At 51.2% G+C, this 20,850-nt stretch carries 18 protein-coding genes; 17 read left to right on the top strand and 1 reads right to left on the bottom strand.

Translation table 11 applies throughout. From position 1 onward, the window contains the following. Positions 1 to 103: 103 nt before the first annotated feature. From H8S64_RS03760 to H8S64_RS03750, 3 genes are read left to right on the top strand one after another with little or no spacing between them, the layout of a single operon-like run. Complete coding sequence (locus H8S64_RS03760) at positions 104 to 691, top strand: YIP1 family protein (protein WP_186975047.1); 588 nt, start codon at positions 104 to 106, stop codon at positions 689 to 691. A 4-nt stretch (positions 692 to 695) separates the two neighbouring features. Beyond that, complete coding sequence (gene smpB, locus H8S64_RS03755; RefSeq protein ID WP_186975046.1) at positions 696 to 1,145, top strand: SsrA-binding protein SmpB; 450 nt, start codon at positions 696 to 698, stop codon at positions 1,143 to 1,145. 1 nt (position 1,146) lies between these two features. Then, positions 1,147 to 2,382 carry a zinc-dependent metalloproteinase lipoprotein gene (locus H8S64_RS03750; protein WP_186975045.1) on the top strand — a complete coding sequence of 412 codons (1,236 nt, stop codon included), beginning with the start codon at positions 1,147 to 1,149 and terminating at the stop codon, positions 2,380 to 2,382. Between the two features lie 203 nt (positions 2,383 to 2,585). On the opposite strand, the gene H8S64_RS03745 is transcribed toward H8S64_RS03750, so the two are convergent. Beyond that, positions 2,586 to 4,472 carry an amidophosphoribosyltransferase gene (locus H8S64_RS03745; protein WP_186975044.1) on the bottom strand — a complete coding sequence of 629 codons (1,887 nt, stop codon included), beginning with the start codon at positions 4,470 to 4,472 and terminating at the stop codon, positions 2,586 to 2,588. Positions 4,473 to 4,807: 335 nt separating this feature from the next. Between H8S64_RS03745 and H8S64_RS03740 the strand changes: the two genes are divergently transcribed. The 14 genes from H8S64_RS03740 to H8S64_RS03675 all read left to right on the top strand — a co-directional run bounded on the left by H8S64_RS03740 (position 4,808) and on the right by H8S64_RS03675 (position 20,738). Then, the gene (locus tag H8S64_RS03740; protein WP_186975043.1) at positions 4,808 to 5,224 is read left to right on the top strand and encodes a DUF1573 domain-containing protein; all 417 of its coding nucleotides are present in this window, start codon (positions 4,808 to 4,810) and stop codon (positions 5,222 to 5,224) included. 82 nt (positions 5,225 to 5,306) lie between these two features. Beyond that, positions 5,307 to 5,681, top strand: coding sequence for a hypothetical protein (locus tag H8S64_RS03735; RefSeq protein ID WP_186975042.1), 375 nt, complete (start codon positions 5,307 to 5,309; stop codon positions 5,679 to 5,681). A 131-nt stretch (positions 5,682 to 5,812) separates the two neighbouring features. Beyond that, positions 5,813 to 6,163 (top strand): NADH-quinone oxidoreductase subunit A, encoded by a 351-nt coding sequence (locus H8S64_RS03730; RefSeq protein ID WP_099292008.1) that lies wholly within the window; start codon positions 5,813 to 5,815, stop codon positions 6,161 to 6,163. Next, positions 6,154 to 6,717, top strand: coding sequence for an NADH-quinone oxidoreductase subunit B (locus tag H8S64_RS03725; protein ID WP_186975041.1), 564 nt, complete (start codon positions 6,154 to 6,156; stop codon positions 6,715 to 6,717). Before H8S64_RS03730 ends, H8S64_RS03725 begins: the two co-directional genes overlap by 10 nt. A 25-nt stretch (positions 6,718 to 6,742) precedes the next feature. After that, a complete protein-coding gene (locus H8S64_RS03720; RefSeq protein WP_227215191.1) occupies positions 6,743 to 8,365 on the top strand; it encodes an NADH-quinone oxidoreductase subunit D-related protein in 1,623 nt (540 codons plus the stop codon). 112 nt (positions 8,366 to 8,477) lie between these two features. Further along, entirely contained in the window at positions 8,478 to 9,554 is a 1,077-nt protein-coding gene (nuoH, locus tag H8S64_RS03715) for an NADH-quinone oxidoreductase subunit NuoH (RefSeq protein ID WP_099292006.1), read from the top strand. Between the two features lie 10 nt (positions 9,555 to 9,564). Beyond that, positions 9,565 to 10,089, top strand: a complete 525-nt coding sequence (locus H8S64_RS03710) for a 4Fe-4S binding protein (protein WP_255301994.1) — start codon at positions 9,565 to 9,567, stop codon at positions 10,087 to 10,089. A gap of 15 nt (positions 10,090 to 10,104) precedes the next feature. Beyond that, positions 10,105 to 10,617 (top strand): NADH-quinone oxidoreductase subunit J family protein, encoded by a 513-nt coding sequence (locus H8S64_RS03705; RefSeq protein WP_099292005.1) that lies wholly within the window; start codon positions 10,105 to 10,107, stop codon positions 10,615 to 10,617. Positions 10,618 to 10,712: 95 nt separating this feature from the next. Continuing rightward, complete coding sequence (gene nuoK, locus H8S64_RS03700) at positions 10,713 to 11,012, top strand: NADH-quinone oxidoreductase subunit NuoK (protein WP_099292004.1); 300 nt, start codon at positions 10,713 to 10,715, stop codon at positions 11,010 to 11,012. Between the two features lie 77 nt (positions 11,013 to 11,089). Then, positions 11,090 to 12,988 (top strand): NADH-quinone oxidoreductase subunit L, encoded by a 1,899-nt coding sequence (gene nuoL / locus H8S64_RS03695; RefSeq protein WP_186975040.1) that lies wholly within the window; start codon positions 11,090 to 11,092, stop codon positions 12,986 to 12,988. Positions 12,989 to 13,117: 129 nt separating this feature from the next. Further along, the gene (locus H8S64_RS03690; RefSeq protein ID WP_186975039.1) at positions 13,118 to 14,608 is read left to right on the top strand and encodes a complex I subunit 4 family protein; all 1,491 of its coding nucleotides are present in this window, start codon (positions 13,118 to 13,120) and stop codon (positions 14,606 to 14,608) included. A 112-nt stretch (positions 14,609 to 14,720) separates the two neighbouring features. Then, the gene (locus H8S64_RS03685; protein ID WP_186975038.1) at positions 14,721 to 16,145 is read left to right on the top strand and encodes an NADH-quinone oxidoreductase subunit N; all 1,425 of its coding nucleotides are present in this window, start codon (positions 14,721 to 14,723) and stop codon (positions 16,143 to 16,145) included. 337 nt (positions 16,146 to 16,482) lie between these two features. Further along, on the top strand, positions 16,483 to 17,640 hold the full coding sequence (locus H8S64_RS03680) for an efflux RND transporter periplasmic adaptor subunit (RefSeq protein WP_436231459.1): 1,158 nt from the start codon (positions 16,483 to 16,485) through the stop codon (positions 17,638 to 17,640). Beyond that, entirely contained in the window at positions 17,637 to 20,738 is a 3,102-nt protein-coding gene (locus H8S64_RS03675) for an efflux RND transporter permease subunit (protein ID WP_186975036.1), read from the top strand. Before H8S64_RS03680 ends, H8S64_RS03675 begins: the two co-directional genes overlap by 4 nt. Positions 20,739 to 20,850: the final 112 nt, after the last annotated feature.

Below are 20,850 nucleotides of genomic sequence, written 5' to 3'. Positions count from 1 at the left end.
CAATATTATCACGATTTATTAATTCCCAATCACCGAATCCGAAATCACTAAATCACCGAATCGATAGAATCTAAAATCTAAAATTAATTCGTACTTTCGCGATATGATAAAAAGATCGGATATCAGAGGTATATACGCCAGAACACGGGAAATGCTGTTCCACCCGGAAACGGAGTGGCGGGCGGTGAAACGGGAAAACATGGATGGCACGGATGTTTTCCGGGGTTACCTTATCCCCTTGGCGGTAGCGGGTTCCGTCTGCACGTTCCTCCTGCAACTGCTGCACACCCCGCCTTTCTACGCTTTCGCCATAGCTGCCATTACTTTGGTCGCCTCCGTTGGAGGTGCTTACGCCACGTATCGGGTAAGCCGCGAGTATCTCACGGACAAAATCACGGAAGCCAACGAGGTAGCCATTCGTCTTTCAGTCTACTGTTCGGGTATCTTCATCATTTTTCATTGCCTCTCGCAAGGAATGCCCGAAGGTTTTCTCGGACAGCTGACCGGCTTGCTTAGCCTGCTTTGCCTCCGCACGTTATACGTCGGCATAAACCAAATGGGCGGACTCAACGTACAACTTCGCAAAAGTACCCTTGTTATCGTGGGACTGTTGCTCATCGTTTCGCCGATGATCATACAACGGTTACTGGTAATCATATTCCGTGTTCCCACCATCACGCTTAATATATAAAAGTATGCAGAACGACATCAATATAAAAAACAAAAGAGCCTCCTTCGACTACGAATTTCTGGAGGAATACACCGCCGGCATCGTGCTGACGGGAACGGAAATCAAATCTATCCGTGCCGGCAAAGCCAGCCTCGTCGACGCCTATTGCTACTTCCACAACGGGGAATTGTGGGTTAAGGGCATGTACGTCGCCGAATACAAACTGGGCACCTACTACAACCACATCGAGCGCCGTGACCGCAAACTTCTGTTGCAGCACAAGGAACTCGTGAAACTCGAACGCAAGACCAAAGAATCGGGACTCACCATCGTCCCTTTCCGCCTCTTCCTCAACGAGAAAGGCATCGCCAAACTACGCATCGCCCTCGCCCGCGGAAAGAAAGAATACGACAAACGGGAAACCCTCAAACAAAAAGACGCCAAACGGGAAATGGATCGTTACATGAAAAGATAATATGAAAAAACTAATATACTGGACACTCTTTCTCGTCGTCCTCGCCGCTTGCTCGAAAGATGATAACGATAGCCTTGAATTATCTTCAGACAACACTTACAATCTGGATAATAACGAACACGTTCTCCGTATCGGGGTAAACAGCAATTCGGATTGGACGGTATCAGGTGCCGAGCGCTGGTGCTCCACCCGACAACTCAACGGGGATTCCGGTGACTCACTGATCATCACCATTACTCCCAATATCGCACCCGATCAACGTTCCGTCACCCTCTCCCTCGCTAATAAAAGCGGAAGCAAAACAGATATAACCATCCGTCAGGCAAAACGGGACGGCGAATACCATTTCCGTCTCCCGGTTATCTTCCACGTCCTCTATTTAAATCCCGGGAACCCGTCCCAAAATATCCCGGCAAACAGGATAGAAGAACTCCTCGATGCGGCAAACAGTTACTACCGGAATTATGACGGACAAGGCGGTGACATGAATCTCACGTTCGAACTTGCCACCCGCGATCCGGACGGTAATCCACTTGACGAAGCCGGAATCCACCGTGTACAACGCTACACGAATTACACCATGGAATGCGAAAAATTCCTTGAAAACCAATACGGGGACATCCATCTCATGTGGGACCCGAATAATTATATCAATGTATTTCTTTTCGAGTTCTCCGAATCAGACGGAAGTACAACGGGGATCAGCTTTCTACCGTTCACGCCCAGCTCCCACTCCTTAGCCGGACTCACCCCCTCGGATAGCTATTACACTAAACTTCCCACGAAACAAGTATATGGAGTGGCATTAAACAACCGTTATATAAATAAACTCCTAGTTTATGCTCCTAATAGCTCTCAAGACATCATGGCGACCACACTTACCCACGAACTGGGACACTATCTTGGTTTATACCACGTTTTCTCCATCGGTGAGGCAGTGGAATCGGACTACTGCGACGACACCCCCGATTATAACCGCCAAGAATACATGGATAAATGGAATCAAAATACACCATGGTCGCAAGCCATTCAACGCACCGATCGTAACGGGGCTCCTTTCACGTCCACCAATATCATGGATTATGACTTCAGCGAGAAAAACCGCTTCACAAACGACCAACGTACCCGTGTACGTCACGTCTTGGAATACAGCCCTTTAATACCCGGTCCAAAAATGCCTATTGCAATTTCCCGCGGTGCCGACATGACTGAAAAGAAGGCCATTACAATCAAATAAGCCTCGCTCCGCGACACTAAACTCAATGCCGATTTTACCAACTCGCCCGTCCCGGGTAAGGAATCAAATATCTCCTATCGTCCATCTGCCTCGAAGAGAAGCCAGTTCTTTTCCCAAAGATAATACCACCTTGCTTCGAGAAACTTTTCAATCTAAAATTAGCCAGATCATTCAATCTAAAATTTAAAATCTAAAATCTAAAATTAATAAGATCTCTCGTCACGTCCCTCCACCCAGTTAATAAAGGCGGTATTGACCACCTTGTTTCCGCCGGGAGTGGGGTAATTGCCCGTGAAATACCAGTCGCCCGTGTCGTTAGGACAAGCAAGGTGCAGGTTCTCGACGGTCTGGAATACCACTTTCACCTCGGCGTGCAAGCGTTCGTCACGTACCATTTGTGCGATCTTGTCGGAAATTTCCTCGTCGGTAAAGGGTGCGTATATTCGTTTCACGTGGTTCACGATCTCTTCCTTCGGTAATCCTTGCTGCGCCTTACAATCCTTGTACACTTCATCGATCAGATTCTCCATACCCCGCTCGCGGATAAGCTCAATAGCGGCATTGAAAGCTATAAACTCGTTCATGCGCGTCATGTCGATACCGTAGCAGTCGGGATAACGGATTTGCGGGGCGGAAGAAACCACCACGATGCGCCGAGGTCCCAGTTGATCGAGGATACGCAGGATACTCCGCCGGAGCGTGGTTCCGCGCACGATGGAATCGTCAATCACCACGAGGTTGTCGTTTTCACTGACAGCCCCGTAGGTAACATCGTAAACGTGTCCTACCAGACCGTCGCGCCCGGAATCGGAAGTGATAAAGGTACGCAGCTTAGCATCCTTAATCACGATCTTTTCAATACGGGGTTCCCGGCAAATGATGGCATCCAGCGTCTCCTCGCACCACGAGGCTTTGCCCTCGCGTATCTGGCGCTTCTTCTCCTCCACCATGTATTGCTGTATCCCCTTCACCATGCCGTAGAAAGATGTTTCCGCCGTGTTGGGGATAAAAGAAAACACCGTGTTATCAAGATCACCATCCACCGCACGAATCAATTGCGGCGTCAGCAACTCTCCCAATTTCTTACGCTCTTGATAGATATTCCTGTCATTCCCGCGGGAGAAATAAATACGTTCGAAAGAACAGCTACTCCGCTTTTTCGGCTCGCGCACGAGTTCTTCGGTAACAGTACCGTCTTTCTTGATAATCAAAGCATATCCCGGCTTGATCTCCTGTATGTTCATGTTCATCCCTTGGAAGGCTGTCTGTATCACCGAACCTTCCGAGGCGACCACTACCACCTCGTCGTCCTTGTAATAATACGCCGGACGAATCCCCCACGGGTCACGAGCCACGAAAGCATCGCCATGACCGAGTACGCCCGCCACGGCATATCCCCCGTCCCAATCGGCACTGCTCCGTGCCAACACGCCGGGCAGGTCGATTGCCTGCTCGATCAACGGGGTAATCTCCTGCTTGGAAAACCCTTTTTCCTTGAAATAATGGTAAAGGTCCTGTATCTCGTCGTCGAGGAAATAGCCCACCTTCTCGAGCAAAGTCACCGTGTCGGAATAGTTCCGCGGGTGTTGTCCCGCCCGGATTAGGCTGTCGAACAACTCGTCGACGTTCGTCAAGTTGAAGTTTGCCGCCAGAGCCAGATTGTGGCTCCGCCAGTTGCTCGCCCGTTTCAGCGGGTGGACGTAGTCTATATTATTCTTCCCGAAAGTGGCATAACGCAAATGCCCGAGGTAAACTTCCGACACGAAAGGCAAGTTCTGTTTCGCCCAATCCGCGTCTTTTTCACTCGTGAGGTCGGGAGGAAAATTAGCGTGTATCTTGTCAAACACCTCTTGTATGGGGTTAGCGTCACACGACCGGGCGCGGTCCATGTACTTGTAGCCCGGCTCCATGTCGAGCTTCACTCCAACAACTCCCGCACCGTCTTGTCCGCGGTTGCGTTGTTTCTCCATTAAAATGTATAACCGATTTAAACCGTAAAGATAAGAGCCGTATTTCTTCTGGTAATAATCCAACGGCTTCAATAAGCGAATCAGCGCAATGCCGCATTCATGATGGATTGTATCACTCATATATATTGATTGTTTGTGGATACAAAATTAGTAAAAAACGAGGGAATTACAACACGAGGGAACGTGAAAGTTTATAAACATTCATTATCTTTACCCCGGACGAAAACTCCTCCGTCTGCTTCGCAGCCAAGTGAGCCCGGAAGCCGGTCTCGAACCAGCTCCCGCTCGGCAAACCGAGAGCTTGCTCTCTTTCTGCCCTCGCTTAATCACTGGTTTCCTCTATAAACAGAGGAGGAGCTGGAATACAGTCATGAACGCTAGAAAAACAACTTGTAACCTGCCGAAGGCAAATGCAACTTGCAACCTGCAACTTGCCGAAGGCAAAATAAAAATCCATGAAAAAGAAAAGTATAGTTATTACACTCGTAACAAGTATCCTGATCGCCGGAGGAATTTATCTCCGGCAGAGAAACAGCGAATCGCTTACCGGGAAGAATGTACCCAAAACTACCGTGGTATTCTTGAAAGACAGCGTGGATTTCGGGACATTTCCCTACGCGGAAATAAAACGTGCCGTGGTACGGTTTCGTAACACGGGGGAACATCCGTTGATTATAAAGAACGCCGTTTCATCGTGCGGGTGTGCCGAAGTAAAATGGAACAAACGCCCGGTAGCGCCGGGGCAAACGGACTCGCTAACCGTGTCGTTCACCCCGAACTCGCTCGGACAGTTCAACAAAAGCGTGGAGTTGACATGCAACACCGTTCCCGACAACCATCTTTTACATTTGAAAGGTTTCGTCGAAGAATGAAAGATTAACATTCTTTATCACGCGATATTCAACCTTGATTTAAAATTAGCTTATATTCGCGTGCCTTAAGTTAAGAAATAGTATGCAGAATGTGTTGAAGAGTAGTATATTAATCCTGTTATTAACGTTTGCCGGACTGAGTGTTACACCGGCTTCGGGGCAGGAATTGCCTTTACAGGAGATCCGCACGGGAGGCTCATGCAGGCATGAGATATACGATACCTCATCGCCCGTTTCATTCATCGCGTTTCTCACGGAAGAGTGTGAAATCATTCTTGGAAGTACACATTTCACGCCGGACACGAAAACCTATCTCGTGTTGTTTTTCATACAGAGATACAATAAAGATCACATCTCCGATTCCGGACATTCCAAGCGGAACTGGTATTTTCATCCCTATTCGACTTTAGGTAAAACCAAATATTACGTCTTTGCCCTAAGAAAGATTATTGTTTAGCTGACGCTAACCAAGTTACAAGTGGAGCCTCCGGCTCCGCGGGCTGCAAGTTACAAGTTTGCAACTCGCGGTATTACTTGTAACTTTTCGACTTGTAACCCATAACTTGTAATCTGTAATTTTTTTATATTATGAATCTTACATTATTTGTGGTCGTATTAATCACGGCTATCGTGCTGGTAGTTGCCGCCTTGGGTATTGCCCGGCTCATATCCCCCCGCTCTTACAACAAGCAGAAGGGAGAAGCCTACGAGTGCGGCGTGCCTACGCGAGGGAAGTCGTGGATGCAATTCAAGGCGGGATACTACCTGTTTGCCATCCTGTTCCTGATGTTCGACGTGGAAACTGTGTTCCTCTACCCGTGGGCAGTCACCGTACAGGACGCGGGTATCGACGGGTTGCTGAATGTATTGTTTTTCATGCTGGTCCTGATCTTGGGATTGGCTTACGCGTGGAAGAAAGGAGCTTTGGAATGGAAGTAAAAATCAAATCCATGAAATATGAAGAGTTCAACGATAACGAGTATCTTGAACAATTGCGCGCGTCCGGCACCAACGTGGTGGTGGGATGCCTCGACGAAGTTATTAACTGGGGACGCTCGAATTCCCTATGGCCGCTTACATTCGCGACAAGCTGCTGCGGTATTGAATTTATGGCAGTGGGTGCGGCACGTTACGATTTCTCCCGCTTCGGGTTTGAAGTGACGCGCGCCAGTCCCCGGCAAGCCGACTTTATCATGGTTGCCGGAACAATCGTGCATAAGATGGCTCCCGTGTTGAAACGCCTCTATGACCAGATGGCAGAACCGAAATACGTGATTGCCGTGGGCGGCTGTGCCGTATCGGGCGGTCCGTTCCGCGATTCCTATCACGTGGTGCAAGGCGTGGATACCATACTCCCGGTGGACGTGTACATCCCCGGATGCCCTCCCCGACCGGAGGCACTGCTGTACGGGATGATACAACTGCAACGGAAAGTAAAAGTAGAGAAATTCTTGGGCGGAAAGAACAGGAAGGAAAAGAAAGAGATGGAGTAACTTACGATTTATGATTTCTTGATTTATGATTGATTTGATTAAAAATATATACCCGGAAGCAATCATCGAGGAAGGTGCCATTCCTACCCTGACGGTAGAAGCGGCACGTTACCGGGAAGTAGCCCTACGTTTAAAGAACGACGAGGGGCTGGCTTTCGATTTCATGATCTGCATGACGGGGGTAGACTGGGGCGATTCGCTAGGCGTGACCAGCTTATTGCAATCCACGAAACACGAGCACAAGATTTTCTTGAAAACATTCACTACCGACCGGGAAAACCCGGAATTACCCACGGTGGCGGATATCTGGGAAACGGCAAACTTGAACGAACGGGAAGTGTACGACTTCCTCGGTATCCGGTTTATCAATCATCCCGATATGCGGCGTTTGTTCCTACGTAACGACTGGGTGGGCTATCCCTTGCGCAAAGACTACGACGCCAACCCGGAAATAAACCCGGTACGGTTGTATAGCGAGGAAACATTTGACACTATGCCCACGTTCGAGGCAGACTCGCACGGGGGCGAAGTGAGCGAAAAGGAAAATATTCTTTTCGAGGAAGACGAGTACGTGGTGAACATCGGACCGCAGCATCCCGCCACACACGGGGTTCTCCGTTTCCGCGTATCGCTGGAAGGCGAGATCGTGAAAAAAGTGGACGTGAACTGCGGTTATATCCACCGGGGCATCGAGAAGTTGTGCGAGAGCCTGACTTACCCGCAAACGCTGGCGTTGACCGACCGGCTGGATTACCTCGCGGCACACCAGAACCGCCACGCGCTATGCATGTGTATCGAGGAAGCCATGGGACTGGAGATACCCGAGCGGGTGAAATATATCCGCACGATCATGGACGAGTTGAACCGTCTTTCTTCCCACTTGTTGTTCTGGTCTACCCTCTGTATGGACATGGGTGCGTTGACCGCTTTCTTCTACGGTTTCCGTGACCGCGAAAAGGTTCTCGACATCATGGAGGAAACCACCGGGGGACGCTTAATCCAGAATTACAACGTGATCGGCGGAGTGATGGCGGATATTCACCCGAACTTGATACGTCGCGTGAAAGAATTTATCAAGTACCTTCCCCCGATGATCAAGGAATACCACGAAGTATTCACGGGCAACGTGATCGCCCAACAACGTCTGAAAGGCGTGGGTATCCTTACCCGGGAAAACGCCATCGCTTACGGGGCTACCGGACCGACCGGACGTGCCGCCGGGTGGTCATGCGATGTCCGCAAGCACACGCCTTACGGGGTATACGACAAGGTAGATTTCAAGGAGATCATCCACCACGAGGGAGATTCGTTCTCCCGTTATATCGTGCGCATCGAGGAAATCATGGAATCCCTGCATATCCTTGAGCAACTTGTGGATAACATCCCGGAGGGCGACTACGCCGTGAAGACCAAACCGCTGATCAAACTGCCGGAAGGTCGCTATTTCAAGAGCGTCGAAGCAAGCCGGGGCGAGTTCGGAGTATACATCGAGAGCCGGGGTGACAAATATCCCTACCGGATGAAATTCCGCTCCCCCTGTCTGCCCCTCGTGTCCATCGTCGATCAATTGACAAAAGGCAACAAGATTGCCGACTTGATCGCCATCGGCGGAACTCTGGACTACGTGGTACCGGACTTGGACAGATAGCAAACAATTGAAAATTGAGAATTGAAAATTGAAAATGAAAAAAGATTTTAGGATTAGAAAGAACGTGGGTTGTGCGGTGGGAATCTAAAATCATTAAATCTAAAATTAGTACATGTTTGACTTTGCAACAATAACACACTGGGTAGATGAACTTCTGAGAAGTTACCTTCCTCAAGCGGCGGCAACACTGGTAGAGTGTATACTCATCGGGTTGTGCCTGTTGCTGGGGTATGCCCTTATCGCGTTGGTACTGATTTACGTGGAACGTAAAGTTTGTGCCTTTTTTCAATGCCGTATCGGACCGAACCGCGTAGGACCTTACGGGACGATACAGAGTGTCGCCGATATGATCAAGATGCTGACCAAGGAATTAATAGAAATCAACCATATCGACCGCTTCCTTTTCAACCTCGCTCCTTTCGTGGTGATCGTCGCGTCGGTACTTGCTTTCGGGTGTATCCCGTTTGCCAAGGGACTGCACGTGATAGACTTCAACGTGGGAATATTCTTCCTGATCGCCGTTTCATCCATCGGTATCGTGGGAATCCTGCTTGCCGGATGGGCCAGTAACAACAAATACTCGTTGATCGGAGCCATGCGAAGCGGCGCGCAGATGATCAGCTACGAATTGTCAATCGGGTTGTCGATCCTCACGGTGGTTGTCTTTACCGGAAGTATGCAACTCTCCACCATAGTGGAAGGACAGGCTGACGGCTGGCTGCTCTTCAAGGGACATATCCCGGCATGTATCGCGTTTATCGTTTACCTGATTGCCGGAACAGCCGAAACGAACCGGGGTCCCTTCGACTTACCGGAAGCTGATTCCGAATTGACGGCAGGGTATCATACCGAATATTCGGGTATGCACTTCGGCTTCTTTTACCTTGCCGAGTACTTGAATATGTTCGTGGTAGCTTCCGTGGCAACCACGTTGTTTCTGGGTGGTTGGATGCCGTTGCACGTTCCCGGTTGGGAAAGTTTCAACCGAATCATGGACTACATTCCGTCCATCGTTTGGTTCTTCGGTAAAACAGGTGTAATTATATTCATTATCATGTGGTTCAAATGGACATTCCCGCGATTGCGCATCGACCAGTTGCTCCGGTTGGAGTGGCGCTATCTGCTGCCGCTCAATCTGCTCAACCTGTTCCTTATGGTCATCGTGGTGGTATTCAAACTACATTTTTAAAGAAAAGATCATGAATAGTATAGCAAGATATTTTAGCACGTTCTTCAAGGGTTTGTTCTCGTTACTGACGGGAATGAAAGCAACGCTCCGGGAGTTTTTCACCAAGAAAACGACCGAACAGTACCCGGAGAACCGGGCGACATTGAAGATGTTCGACCGTTTCCGCGGTGAACTGGTGATGCCACATGACGAACACGGTAACCACAAGTGCATCGCTTGCGGTATTTGCGAGATGAATTGCCCGAACGGCACGATCAAGATTACTTCCGAATCCGTCACGGACGAGGCTGGGAAAAAGAAAAAAGTATTGGTAAAATATCGCTACGATCTGGGTAGCTGTATGTTCTGCCAACTCTGTGTGAAAATGTGCCCGCAAGGCGCCATTCACTTCGTACCCACGTTCGAACACGCAGTATTCACGAGAGATAAGCTGGTGAAAATGCTTCACGACAATTCAATTGAAAATGGAGAATTGAAAATTGAAAATGAAAAAAGTGATAGCAAGCGGGAGGAAATCATAAATCTAAAATCATAAATCTAAAATTAATACATGAGTACAGCAGAATTACAAGAAACGGTCTTTTTCATCTTGGCATCGATTATCGTTGTCTTTTCAATCTTGACCGTGACGACCAACCGGATCCTGAGATCGGCGACATACCTGCTTTTTGTGCTTTTCGCCACTGCCGGTATATATTTCCAGCTGGAATACTCCTTTCTCGGTGCGGTCCAACTAACGATCTACGCCGGGGGTATCATTATTTTGTACGTCTTCTCGATATTGCTGACAACAGTCGATAAGACGAAGGTCACTAAACTGAAAAACAGCAAGATGTTTGCCGGGCTGCTCACGGCTCTGGCAGGTGCTGTTATATGCGTCTACATCACGTTGACCCACTCGTTCGGTCCGTCCCGTTTCACGGGAGGCGAGATCAACATGAAGGTCATAGGAAACGCCCTCATGGGTACGGAGAAATACCAATACCTCCTCCCCTTCGAGGCCATCAGTATCCTTTTGCTGACATGTATCATCGGTGGAATCATGATAGCACGAAAACGATAAACAAATTTATGATTTACGATATACGATTTACGACTTATAATCAAGAATCTAAAATCATAAATCAAGAAATCTAAAAATAGAATATGGAACTACACATGGAATATTACTTGGTGATCAGCACGATCATGCTTTTCGCAGGAATCTACGGTTTTATCACCCGGAGAAACCTGCTGGCAGTATTGATCTCCATCGAGCTGATACTAAACTCGGTAGATATTAACTTCGCCGTGTTCAACCGCTATCTCTTTCCCGATCAGATGGAAGGCTTTTTCTTCACGCTGTTCGCCATCGGGGTATCCGCCTGCGAAACGGCAGTGGCAATAGCTATCATTATCAATATATACCGGAACATCCGGAATATACAGGTAAAGAATTTGAGTGAGATGAAACACTAATATTAATTTACGATTTATGAATTACGATTCACGAATAACAATCTAAAATCATAAATCAAGAAATCTAAAATTAAAACATGGAATATACAGCACTCATATTAATACTACCGTTGCTAACGTTTCTGGCGTTAGGGCTTCTGGGGACGAGATTAAAGTCCGCGGTTGCCGGATACATCGGGACGTTATCGATAGCCGTGGCTGCCCTGCTGGCTTATACCACGGCGTGGCAATACTTCACGATGCCGCGGGTAGACGGGATACATGCTCCCGTCATTCCGTTTAATTTCGAATGGCTGCGTTTCACGCAATACCTGCACATAGACCTCGGTATTCTGCTCGATCCGATCTCGGTCATGATGCTTGTTGTCATCACCACCGTGTCGCTCATGGTACATATATACAGCTTGGGCTACATGCACGGGGAAAGAGGTTTCCAACGTTACTACGCGTTCCTCTCTCTTTTCAGTTTCTCCATGCTGGGCTTGGTCGTTGCCACGAATATTTTCCAGATGTATATCTTCTGGGAACTGGTGGGAGTATCTTCCTACCTGCTGATCGGGTTCTACTACACGAAACCCGAGGCGGTGGCGGCTTCCAAAAAAGCCTTTATCGTCACCCGGTTCGCCGACCTCGGCTTTCTTATCGGGATACTGTTATTATCCTTCTACACGAAAACATTCTCGTTCGAGATACTCACCTCCGGCGATACCTCCATCTTCGCCGGGGCTGTCGGAACCACCTTCATGGGTTGCTCCGTCATGAGTTGGGCGATGGCACTGATATTCATGGGTGGTGCCGGAAAATCCGCCATGTTCCCGTTACATATCTGGCTGCCGGACGCCATGGAAGGTCCGACGCCCGTGTCCGCGTTGATACACGCCGCCACCATGGTGGTTGCCGGGGTATTCCTCGTGGCGCGTCTATTCCCGGTCTATTTCTTTGAAGCACCGGATGTACTCGTGCTCATAGCCGTGGTCGGGGCTGTCACCTCGCTCTATGCCGCCGTCGTTGCCTGCGTGCAGACAGACATCAAGCGGGTACTCGCCTTCTCCACGATATCACAAATCGGTTTCATGATGGTTGCCCTCGGGGTTTCCGGCATGGACGGTCATGCCGGGTTGGGATACATGGCTTCCATGTTCCACCTGTTCACGCACGCCATGTTCAAGGCGCTCCTGTTCCTCGGCGCGGGTGCTATCATCCATGCCGTGCACAGCAACGAGATGAGCCACATGGGCGGTCTGCGCAAGTACCTGCCCGTGACACACATCACGTTCCTCGTGGCATGCCTTGCCATATCGGGTATTCCGCCGTTCTCGGGCTTTTTCAGTAAAGACGAGATACTCGCTGCCGCGTTCATGTTCAGTCCGGTCATGGGAGTCGTGATGAGCTTCATCGCCGCCCTCACCGCTTTTTACATGTTCCGGTTGTATTACAATATATTCTGGGGCAAAGAAAGCACGCACGAACATACCCCGCACGAGGCGCCGAAGTCCATGACTCTGCCGCTCGTGTTCCTTGCCGCGGTTACCCTTTTTGCCGGATTTATACCTTTCGGTAAGTTCGTCAGCAGCAACGGTCAGGAATACATCATCCACCTCGACTGGACGGTAGCAATCACCAGTATCGTAGTGGCATGCCTCTCCATCGCGCTGGCAACGTTCTTTTACCGGAAAGCGAACCCGATACCCGATCGTCTGGCAACGACGTTTGGCGGACTGCACCGCGCGGCATACCGACGGTTCTACATGGATGAATTGTACCTCTTCATCACGAAGCGCATCATCTTCAACTGTATCTCCCGTCCCCTCGCTTGGTTCGACCGCCATGTCATCGACGGCGCCCTCAACGGGCTCGCCGCCATGTCACAATGGGTATCTTACAATATCCGCGGCTTACAATCCGGTCAGGTACAGCAATACGCTTACGTGATCCTGCTCGGTACGGTATTCATATTAATACTGGTATTAATATGATAGTTTATAAAGTTTATAAGGTTCATAAGGTTTATAAAGTATCCCTTCACTTTATGAACTTTATAAACTTTACGAACTTTATAAACTCATTCAAATAATCTAAAATCAAGAAATCTAAAATTAATAAATATGAACTTCTTATCCTTATTCGTTCTAATACCAATCCTCACGATGTGCGGGCTTTTCTTCTCGAAGAACCTGCAACAGATTCGTGTAGCGGTTGCCACGGGAGCCTCGCTGTTGTTGGTTCTCGCCGTGGGATTGGTGTTCGCTTATCTGGGAGAACGAGGAGCCGGCAACACGGCCGAGATGTTATTCACCGCCGACACGGTGTGGTATGCCCCGTTAAATATTCACTATTCTGTCGGGGTGGACGGCATATCGGTAGCCATGTTGCTACTCTCTGCCATTATCGTGTTCACCGGAACATTCGCCTCGTGGAAAATGGAATTCCTGCAAAAGGAGTACTTCCTCTGGTTTTATCTCCTGTCCGTCGGGGTATTCGGGTTCTTTATCTCGATAGACCTCTTTACCATGTTCATGTTCTACGAGGTAGCGTTGATTCCCATGTACCTGTTGATCGGGGTATGGGGCAGCGGTAAAAAAGAATACGCCGCGATGAAATTAACCCTCATGCTTATGGGTGGTTCCGCCTTGTTGCTCGTGGGAATACTGGGAATATACTTCCACTCCGCCGCATCGGGCATGCCGTCCATGAACCTGCTCGAGATAGCACAAAACCACGCCATGCCGGTAGCGTTGCAACGCTGGTTCTTCCCGCTTGTATTCGTGGGATTCGGCGTACTGGGAGCCTTGTTCCCGTTCCACACGTGGTCACCCGACGGTCACGCCTCAGCTCCCACTGCCGTTTCCATGCTCCACGCCGGAGTATTGATGAAACTCGGTGGATACGGGTGTTTCCGGGTTGCTATCTACTTGATGCCGGAAGCCGCCAAAGAACTCTCGTGGATATTTATCATCCTCACGGGTATCAGCGTGGTCTACGGGGCTTATTCCGCCATCGTGCAAACCGACTTGAAATATATCAACGCCTACTCCTCGGTGAGCCACTGCGGACTGGTGTTGTTCGCCATACTGATGCTGAACCGGACTGCCATGACGGGAGCCGTCCTGCAAATGCTCTCTCACGGTTTGATGACAGCCCTCTTCTTCGCGCTTATCGGTATGATCTACGGACGTACCCATACGCGTGACATCCGGGAGATGGGCGGATTGATGCGTATCATGCCGTTCCTCGGTGTCTGTTACGTGATCGCCGGTCTGGCTTCCCTCGGGTTACCGGGATTAAGCGGATTCGTGGCGGAAATGACCGTATTCGTCGGCGCGTTCCAGAACACGGACACGTTCCACCGGGTATTCACGATCATCGCCTGCACGTCCATCGTCATCACGGCGGTGTACATCCTGCGGGTTGTCGGCAAACTGCTTTACGGGAAAGTGGTCAACGACCACCACCTCGCCCTCACCGATGCCGTCTGGTACGAGCGCTTTTCCACCATCGTGCTCATCATCGCCATCGCGGGTATCGGTCTGGCTCCCCTGTGGTTGTCCGACATGATCAGCGGATCATTACAATCGGTAATCACGATGTTATATTAAAATTTAATATGGTTTATAAGGTTCATAAAGTTACCGAAAATATAATACTTCATGAACCTCACGAACTTTATAAACCTTATGAACCTTATGAACTTTATAAACTCAATTCAACATGGTTTACGCTAATTTCTTACTAATGAAAGAGGAAGTATCACTCATCGCGGTAATCGTCATACTCCTCGTTTACGATATATTCGGTTCCCCGAAAAGCCTGAAATACTTTCAGCCTATCGCTTGCATACTCGTGGGAATCCATACCCTGCTGAACCTCTCGCCCAACGTCGAGATCAGTGCTTTCGGGGGGATGTATCACAACCTGCCCATGGGTAGCGTCATGAAGACCATCCTCAACATCGGAACGTTGATTGTCTTCATGCAGGCGAACAACTGGCTCGCCAACGAACGCACCATCATCCGCCGGGGTGAATTTTACATGATTACCCTCGCGACCTTACTGGGTATGTATTTCATGATCTCCGCCGGCAACTTCCTGATGTTCTTCATCGGACTGGAAACGGCATCCATCCCTATGGCTTGCCTCGCCGCGTTCGACAAGTACAAGCAAAAATCCGCCGAGGCAGGCGCGAAATACATTCTTACCGCCGTGTTCGCTTCCGGACTGTCGCTCTACGGTATATCCCTGATATACGGCACCACGGGAACCCTCTATTTCGAGGACATCCCCGCCGGACTCAACGGCAGCCTCATCCAGCTCATGGCGTTCGTGTTCTTCTTCGTGGGACTCGGTTTCAAACTCTCGCTTGTACCCTTCCACCAGTGGACGCCCGACGTTTACGAGGGAGCCCCGACGAGCGTCACCGCCTATCTCTCCGTGATATCCAAAGGTTCGTCAGCCTTCGTGCTTATGGCAATCCTGTACAAGGTATTCGCCCCGCTCGCGCATGAATGGCAAAGCATCCTCTACTGGATTATCATCGCTTCCATCACATTGGCAAACTTCTTCGCACTACGGCAGCAGAACCTGAAACGTTTCTTCGCCTACTCCTCCATATCGCAAGCCGGATACATCATGCTGGGCATCATCAGCGGCACGGCAATGGGTATGACGGGATTGGTGTACTACGTGCTGGTATACATGCTTTCCAACCTCGCCGCATTCGGCGTAATCGCTATCGTGGAACATCGCTCCGGCAAACTCACCATCGACGACTACAACGGGCTTTATTCTACCAATCCCCGCCTCAGTTTCGTGATGATGCTTGCCCTCTTCTCGCTGGCAGGTATCCCCCCGTTCGCCGGATTCTTCAGCAAGTTCTTCATCTTCGCTGCCGCCGCCGAACAGGGATATTACGTGTTGGTATTTGTCGCGTTGATAAACACGGTCATCTCGCTTTATTACTATCTCCGCGTGATAAAAGCCATGTTCATCAACAAGAGCGAGATGCCCATCGAATCATTCCGCTCCGACGGATACACCCGCGTCAGCCTACTCGCTTGTAGCGCCGGTATCCTTTGCGTGGGCATCCTCAGCATCGTGTACGAAAGCATCGGGACATTCAGCTTCGGGAGTTATTAATTTATGATTTTAGGTCGCCTGCGGCGAGTTACAGGTTGCTTTGCGTTAGGGATTGTATTCCAGCTCCTCCTCTATAAACAGAGAGAGAGCTGGAATACAGTCTACAACGCTAGAAAAGTAACCTGCAACTTGCCGCAGGCAAATGCAACTTGCAACCTGTAACTCGCCGCAGGCGAATTATTCCCCACCCCGTGGCAAAATTCCACGATATCCCGATTTACGTTTTCGGAGCATGACAAGGGAAAAAAGAAAAATACTTATTGTCTATCAACAAAATAACCTATTTTTACATTTTAACGTACAAACTAGCACACAATTTTCAATAGAATAAGCCAAAATGAAAAACATAAGGAATATGAAGGTAAGACATGCAGTAACAGTTCTCGCGATAACAGTCGCGTTCGGGGCGTGTAAAGACAAGCAGGAACCCGTGCGGCAAATAGTGACGGTAGAGAAAGCGGGAACAGACAATGTAGAAATTTACGGTGAATACGTGGGGCAAATCCGCGCCAAAAGCGCGGTGGAAATCCGGGCGCGCGTGGAAGGTTACCTCGAAGCGATGCTTTTCGAGGAAGGGAAACGCGTGAAGCGGGGACAACCCCTGTTCAAGATAAACAGCGACTTGTACCGGGCACGGGTGGACAAGGCAAAGGCGCAACTGGCAAAAGACCGGGCGCAGGCTGCCAAGTCGGAACGTGACGAGGAACGGTTGCGCCCGTTGTACGAGCAGAAAGCCGCGAGCCAGTTGGATTTGGACAACGCCGTCGCCGCCCTCGAGAGTGCCAAGGCAAACGTCGCCATGAGCGAAGCCGACCTCAAACAGGCGGAATTGGAACTGGACTACACCACCGTCCGCTCCCCCATCGACGGGTATATCAGCGAGCGTTACGCCGACATCGGTTCACTTGTCGGTCCCGGCGGAAAATCCCAACTGGCAACTGTCGTGGAGAGCGACGAGGTGCTCGTGGACTTCAGCCTTCCGGCTCTCGACTACCTGAAAGGGCAAAAACGCAACGTCACCCTCGGGGAGAAAGACGTCAACCGGTCATGGCAACCCAGCGTGACCATCACCCTTGCCGACAACTCGGTCTACCCGCTGACGGGTATCGTCGATTTCGCCGACCCGCAGGTAAACCCGAAGACGGGAACTTTCGGCGTGCGTGCCGAATTACCCAACCCCGAACGCAGGCTGTTGCCGGGGCAATTCACGAAAGTGAAACTACTGCTCGACGTGCGGGAAAACGCCATCGTCGTACCCACCAAAGCGGTCATTATAGAGAAAGGCGGCGCCTACATCTACGTCGTGCGCAGGGATAGCACGGCAGAAAAGCGCTTTATCGAGATAGGTCCCGAAGTGAACAACACCACCGTCGTGGAACGCGGACTGGGACCCGACGAACTGGTCGTGGTGGAAGGCTACCACAAGCTCACCCCGGGAGCACTCGTGAACCCGGTCAACGCCGCCATTAAAGAAGAAGAGGAGGTACAACCATGAAACCGGGCTTCTTTATCGACCGCCCCATCTTCTCGGCGGTACTTTCCATACTGATTGTCATCGTCGGCGTCATCGGCTTGTTTCAGCTGCCCGTCGACCAATACCCGCAAATCACCCCACCCGTGGTTAAAATCTCGGCATCTTACCCCGGGGCGAGTGCCGTCACCGTGTCACAAGCCGTGGCGACACCCATCGAGCAGGAATTGAACGGTACGCCGGGTATGCTATACATGGAATCGAGCAGTTCCAACTCGGGAGGCTTGTCCATCACCATCACTTTCGACATCTCCACCGACGCCGAACTGGCGGCAGTGGACGTGCAGAATCGGGTGAAACTGGCAGAATCGCGCCTCCCCGCCGAAGTCGTGCAAAACGGCATCAAGGTGGAAAAACAATCCGCCAGCCAGTTAATGACACTCGCGCTCACCTCCGAAGATCCCCGCTTCGACGAGATATACCTCAGTAACTTCGCCACGATGAATGTGCTCGACGTGCTGAAACGTATCCCCGGCGTGGGACGGGTATCCAACATCGGCAGCCGTTACTACGCCATGCAGATATGGATACTCCCCGACCGCATGGCGAACTTCGGGCTGACCATCAAAGACCTGCAAAACGTGCTTAAAGACCAGAACCGCGAGTCGGCAGCAGGTGTACTGGGACAACAACCCATGACGGGCGTCGATATCACCATCCCGATTACCGCCCCCGGGCGTCTGTCCTCCGTCGAAGAATTCGAAGACATCGTCGTGCGGGCAAACCCCGACGGTTCAATCATCCGCCTGCGGGACATTGCGCGGGTATCGCTGGAAGCGAGTTCCTACAACACGGAGAGCGGGCTCAACGGCGAGAACGCCGCCATTCTCGGCATCTTCATGCTCCCCGGCGCCAACGCCATGGAAGTTGCCGACAACGTGAAAAAAGCCATGGAAGAAATCAGCCGCGACTTCCCCGAGGGCTTGGAATACAACATACCGTTCGACGTCACCACCTACATCGCCGAGTCCATCCACGAGGTGTACAAAACCTTGTTCGAGGCACTGTTCCTCGTGATTCTCGTCGTGTTCCTGTCGCTGCAAAGCTGGCGGGCATCCCTTATCCCGCTCGTGGCGGTTCCAGTGTCGCTGGTCGGCACCTTCGGGTTCATGCTGGCGTTCGGGTTCTCCATCAACATGCTGACGCTGCTCGGTCTGGTACTCGCTATCGGTATCGTCGTCGATGACGCCATCGTCGTCGTCGAGGGCGTGGAACGTATCATGGAAGAAGAAGGACTCTCCCCCCGCGAGGCAACGGGTAAAGCCATGAAAGAACTGACGGGAGCGCTCGTCGCCACCTCGCTCGTGCTGGGTGCCGTGTTCGTGCCCGTGAGCTTCCTGCCCGGCATCACGGGGATGCTCTACCGCCAGTTTGCCATCACTATCGTCGTGTCCGTGCTGATATCACTGGTCGTGGCATTAACGCTCAGCCCCGCCATGTGCGCCCTGCTGTTGCGCCCCTCCACGGGCAAAAAAGGCTACGTGTTCCGCAAAATCAACGATTGGTTGGCACGCGGTAACCACAAATACATCCACCTCCTGCAACGGGCACTCGCCCACCCCCGCCGCATCGTCGCCGGGTTCGGTATCGCCATCGTCTTTATCTTCGTCCTCAACCGGGTAATTCCCGGCAGTTTCCTACCCGAGGAAGACCAAGGGTATTTCAAAGTGGAACTGGCTCTGCCGGAAGGCGCCACGCTCGAACGCACGCGTAAGGTGACCGACCGGGCCATAGAATATATCAAGCAGCATCCCGCCGTCGCCCACGTGCAGAACGTGACGGGAAGCAGCCCCCGCGTCGGTACGGCACAATCGCGCGCCGAACTGACCGTCATCCTCAAGCCGTGGGAAGAACGCAAGAAAGGCGATATGTCCCTCAAAGAGGTCATGGACGACATCCGCGCCGAATTCTTCAAGTACCCGGAAGCACAGGTATTCCTTTCCACGCCGCCCATCATTCCCGGCTTGGGTGCGTCCGGCGGTTTCGAGTTGCAAGTGGAAGCCCGCAACGGCGCCACCTTCGAGAACCTCGTCGACGCCGTCGACACCTTGCTCAAATACGCGGCACAAGACAAGGCTCTCGCCGGGGTATCCTCGTCCCTGCAAGCGGAAATCCCGCAGTTATACTTCGACGTCGACCGCGATAAAGCCCAACTGCTAGGCATCCCGCTAGCGGACATATTCTCCACCATGAAAGCCTACACCGGCTCGGTATACGTCAACGATTTCAACATGTTCAACCGGGTATACAAAGTGTACCTGCAAGCCGAGGCGCCCTACCGGATGCACAAGGAAAACCTGAACATGTTCTTCGTCAAGACCTCCGCGGGCGACATGGTTCCCCTCACCGCGCTCGGTGCCCCGCAATACACCACAGGTCCCGGCTCCATCCGCCGTTTCAACATGTTCACGAACGCCATCGTGAACGGCGAGGCAGCCCCCGGGTACAGCTCCGGTGACGCCATGCGGGCGATAGAACGGATTGCCCGCCAGCACCTCCCCGACAACATCGGGCTCGAGTGGAGCGGTCTGTCCTTCCAAGAGAAAAAGGCAGAAGGACAAACCGGAATGGTCATGGCGCTCGTGTTCATCTTCGTGTTCCTCTTCCTTGCCGCCCTCTACGAGAGTTGGCTGGTGCCTGTCGCCGTGCTGCTCTCCCTGCCGATAGCCGCCTTGGGCGCGTACCTCGGCGTGTGGGTGTTCGGGTTGGAAAACGACGTCTACTTCCAAATCGGGTTGGTAACCCTGATCGGTCTTGCCGCCAAAAACGCCATTCTGATCGTCGAATTTGCCAAAGTAGAGGTGGACAAGGGAGTCGGTGCCGTCACCGCCGCACTCACTGCCGCGCGTGCCCGCTTCCGTCCCATATTGATGACGTCCCTCGCGTTCGTGCTGGGCATGCTCCCCATGGTGCTCGCCAGCGGCCCCGGCTCAGCCAGCCGCCACTCCATCGGTACCGGAATCTTCTTCGGTATGCTCGTCGCCATTACCGTGGGTATCGTCCTCGTGCCGTTCTTCTTCGTGCAAATAGAAAAAGTTGTTCATAAAATGAAAAAACGATGAGAGTTCGTAAAGTTCATAAGGTTCATAAAGTTCATAAAGTGACGGGTGTCCTTCGGACAATGTTTAACGGCAGCCCTCGCTGCCGTGGACAAAGCGCCCCGCAGGGGTCCAT

It is taken from the genome of Butyricimonas hominis (assembly GCF_014287455.1).
GTDB classification, from domain to species: domain Bacteria; phylum Bacteroidota; class Bacteroidia; order Bacteroidales; family Marinifilaceae; genus Butyricimonas; species Butyricimonas muris.
The sequence above is the reverse complement of the archived record's forward strand: the minus strand, read 5'-3'. Positions and strand labels throughout refer to the sequence as shown.

Coding starts and splice junctions, on each gene's coding strand:
- H8S64_RS03710 (WP_255301994.1), top strand. CDS start 9,565: ATGAATAGTATAGCAAGATATTTTAGCACGTTCTTCAAGGGTTTGTTC.
- H8S64_RS03705 (WP_099292005.1), top strand. CDS start 10,105: ATGAGTACAGCAGAATTACAAGAAACGGTCTTTTTCATCTTGGCATCG.
- H8S64_RS03730 (WP_099292008.1), top strand. CDS start 5,813: ATGAATCTTACATTATTTGTGGTCGTATTAATCACGGCTATCGTGCTG.
- nuoK (WP_099292004.1), top strand. CDS start 10,713: ATGGAATATTACTTGGTGATCAGCACGATCATGCTTTTCGCAGGAATC.
- H8S64_RS03685 (WP_186975038.1), top strand. CDS start 14,721: ATGGTTTACGCTAATTTCTTACTAATGAAAGAGGAAGTATCACTCATC.
- H8S64_RS03675 (WP_186975036.1), top strand. CDS start 17,637: ATGAAACCGGGCTTCTTTATCGACCGCCCCATCTTCTCGGCGGTACTT.
- H8S64_RS03720 (WP_227215191.1), top strand. CDS start 6,743: ATGATTGATTTGATTAAAAATATATACCCGGAAGCAATCATCGAGGAA.
- H8S64_RS03735 (WP_186975042.1), top strand. CDS start 5,307: ATGCAGAATGTGTTGAAGAGTAGTATATTAATCCTGTTATTAACGTTT.
- nuoL (WP_186975040.1), top strand. CDS start 11,090: ATGGAATATACAGCACTCATATTAATACTACCGTTGCTAACGTTTCTG.
- H8S64_RS03680 (WP_436231459.1), top strand. CDS start 16,483: ATGAAAAACATAAGGAATATGAAGGTAAGACATGCAGTAACAGTTCTC.
- H8S64_RS03725 (WP_186975041.1), top strand. CDS start 6,154: ATGGAAGTAAAAATCAAATCCATGAAATATGAAGAGTTCAACGATAAC.
- H8S64_RS03690 (WP_186975039.1), top strand. CDS start 13,118: ATGAACTTCTTATCCTTATTCGTTCTAATACCAATCCTCACGATGTGC.
- H8S64_RS03745 (WP_186975044.1), bottom strand. CDS start 4,472: ATGAGTGATACAATCCATCATGAATGCGGCATTGCGCTGATTCGCTTA.
- smpB (WP_186975046.1), top strand. CDS start 696: ATGCAGAACGACATCAATATAAAAAACAAAAGAGCCTCCTTCGACTAC.
- H8S64_RS03740 (WP_186975043.1), top strand. CDS start 4,808: ATGAAAAAGAAAAGTATAGTTATTACACTCGTAACAAGTATCCTGATC.
- nuoH (WP_099292006.1), top strand. CDS start 8,478: ATGTTTGACTTTGCAACAATAACACACTGGGTAGATGAACTTCTGAGA.
- H8S64_RS03760 (WP_186975047.1), top strand. CDS start 104: ATGATAAAAAGATCGGATATCAGAGGTATATACGCCAGAACACGGGAA.
- H8S64_RS03750 (WP_186975045.1), top strand. CDS start 1,147: ATGAAAAAACTAATATACTGGACACTCTTTCTCGTCGTCCTCGCCGCT.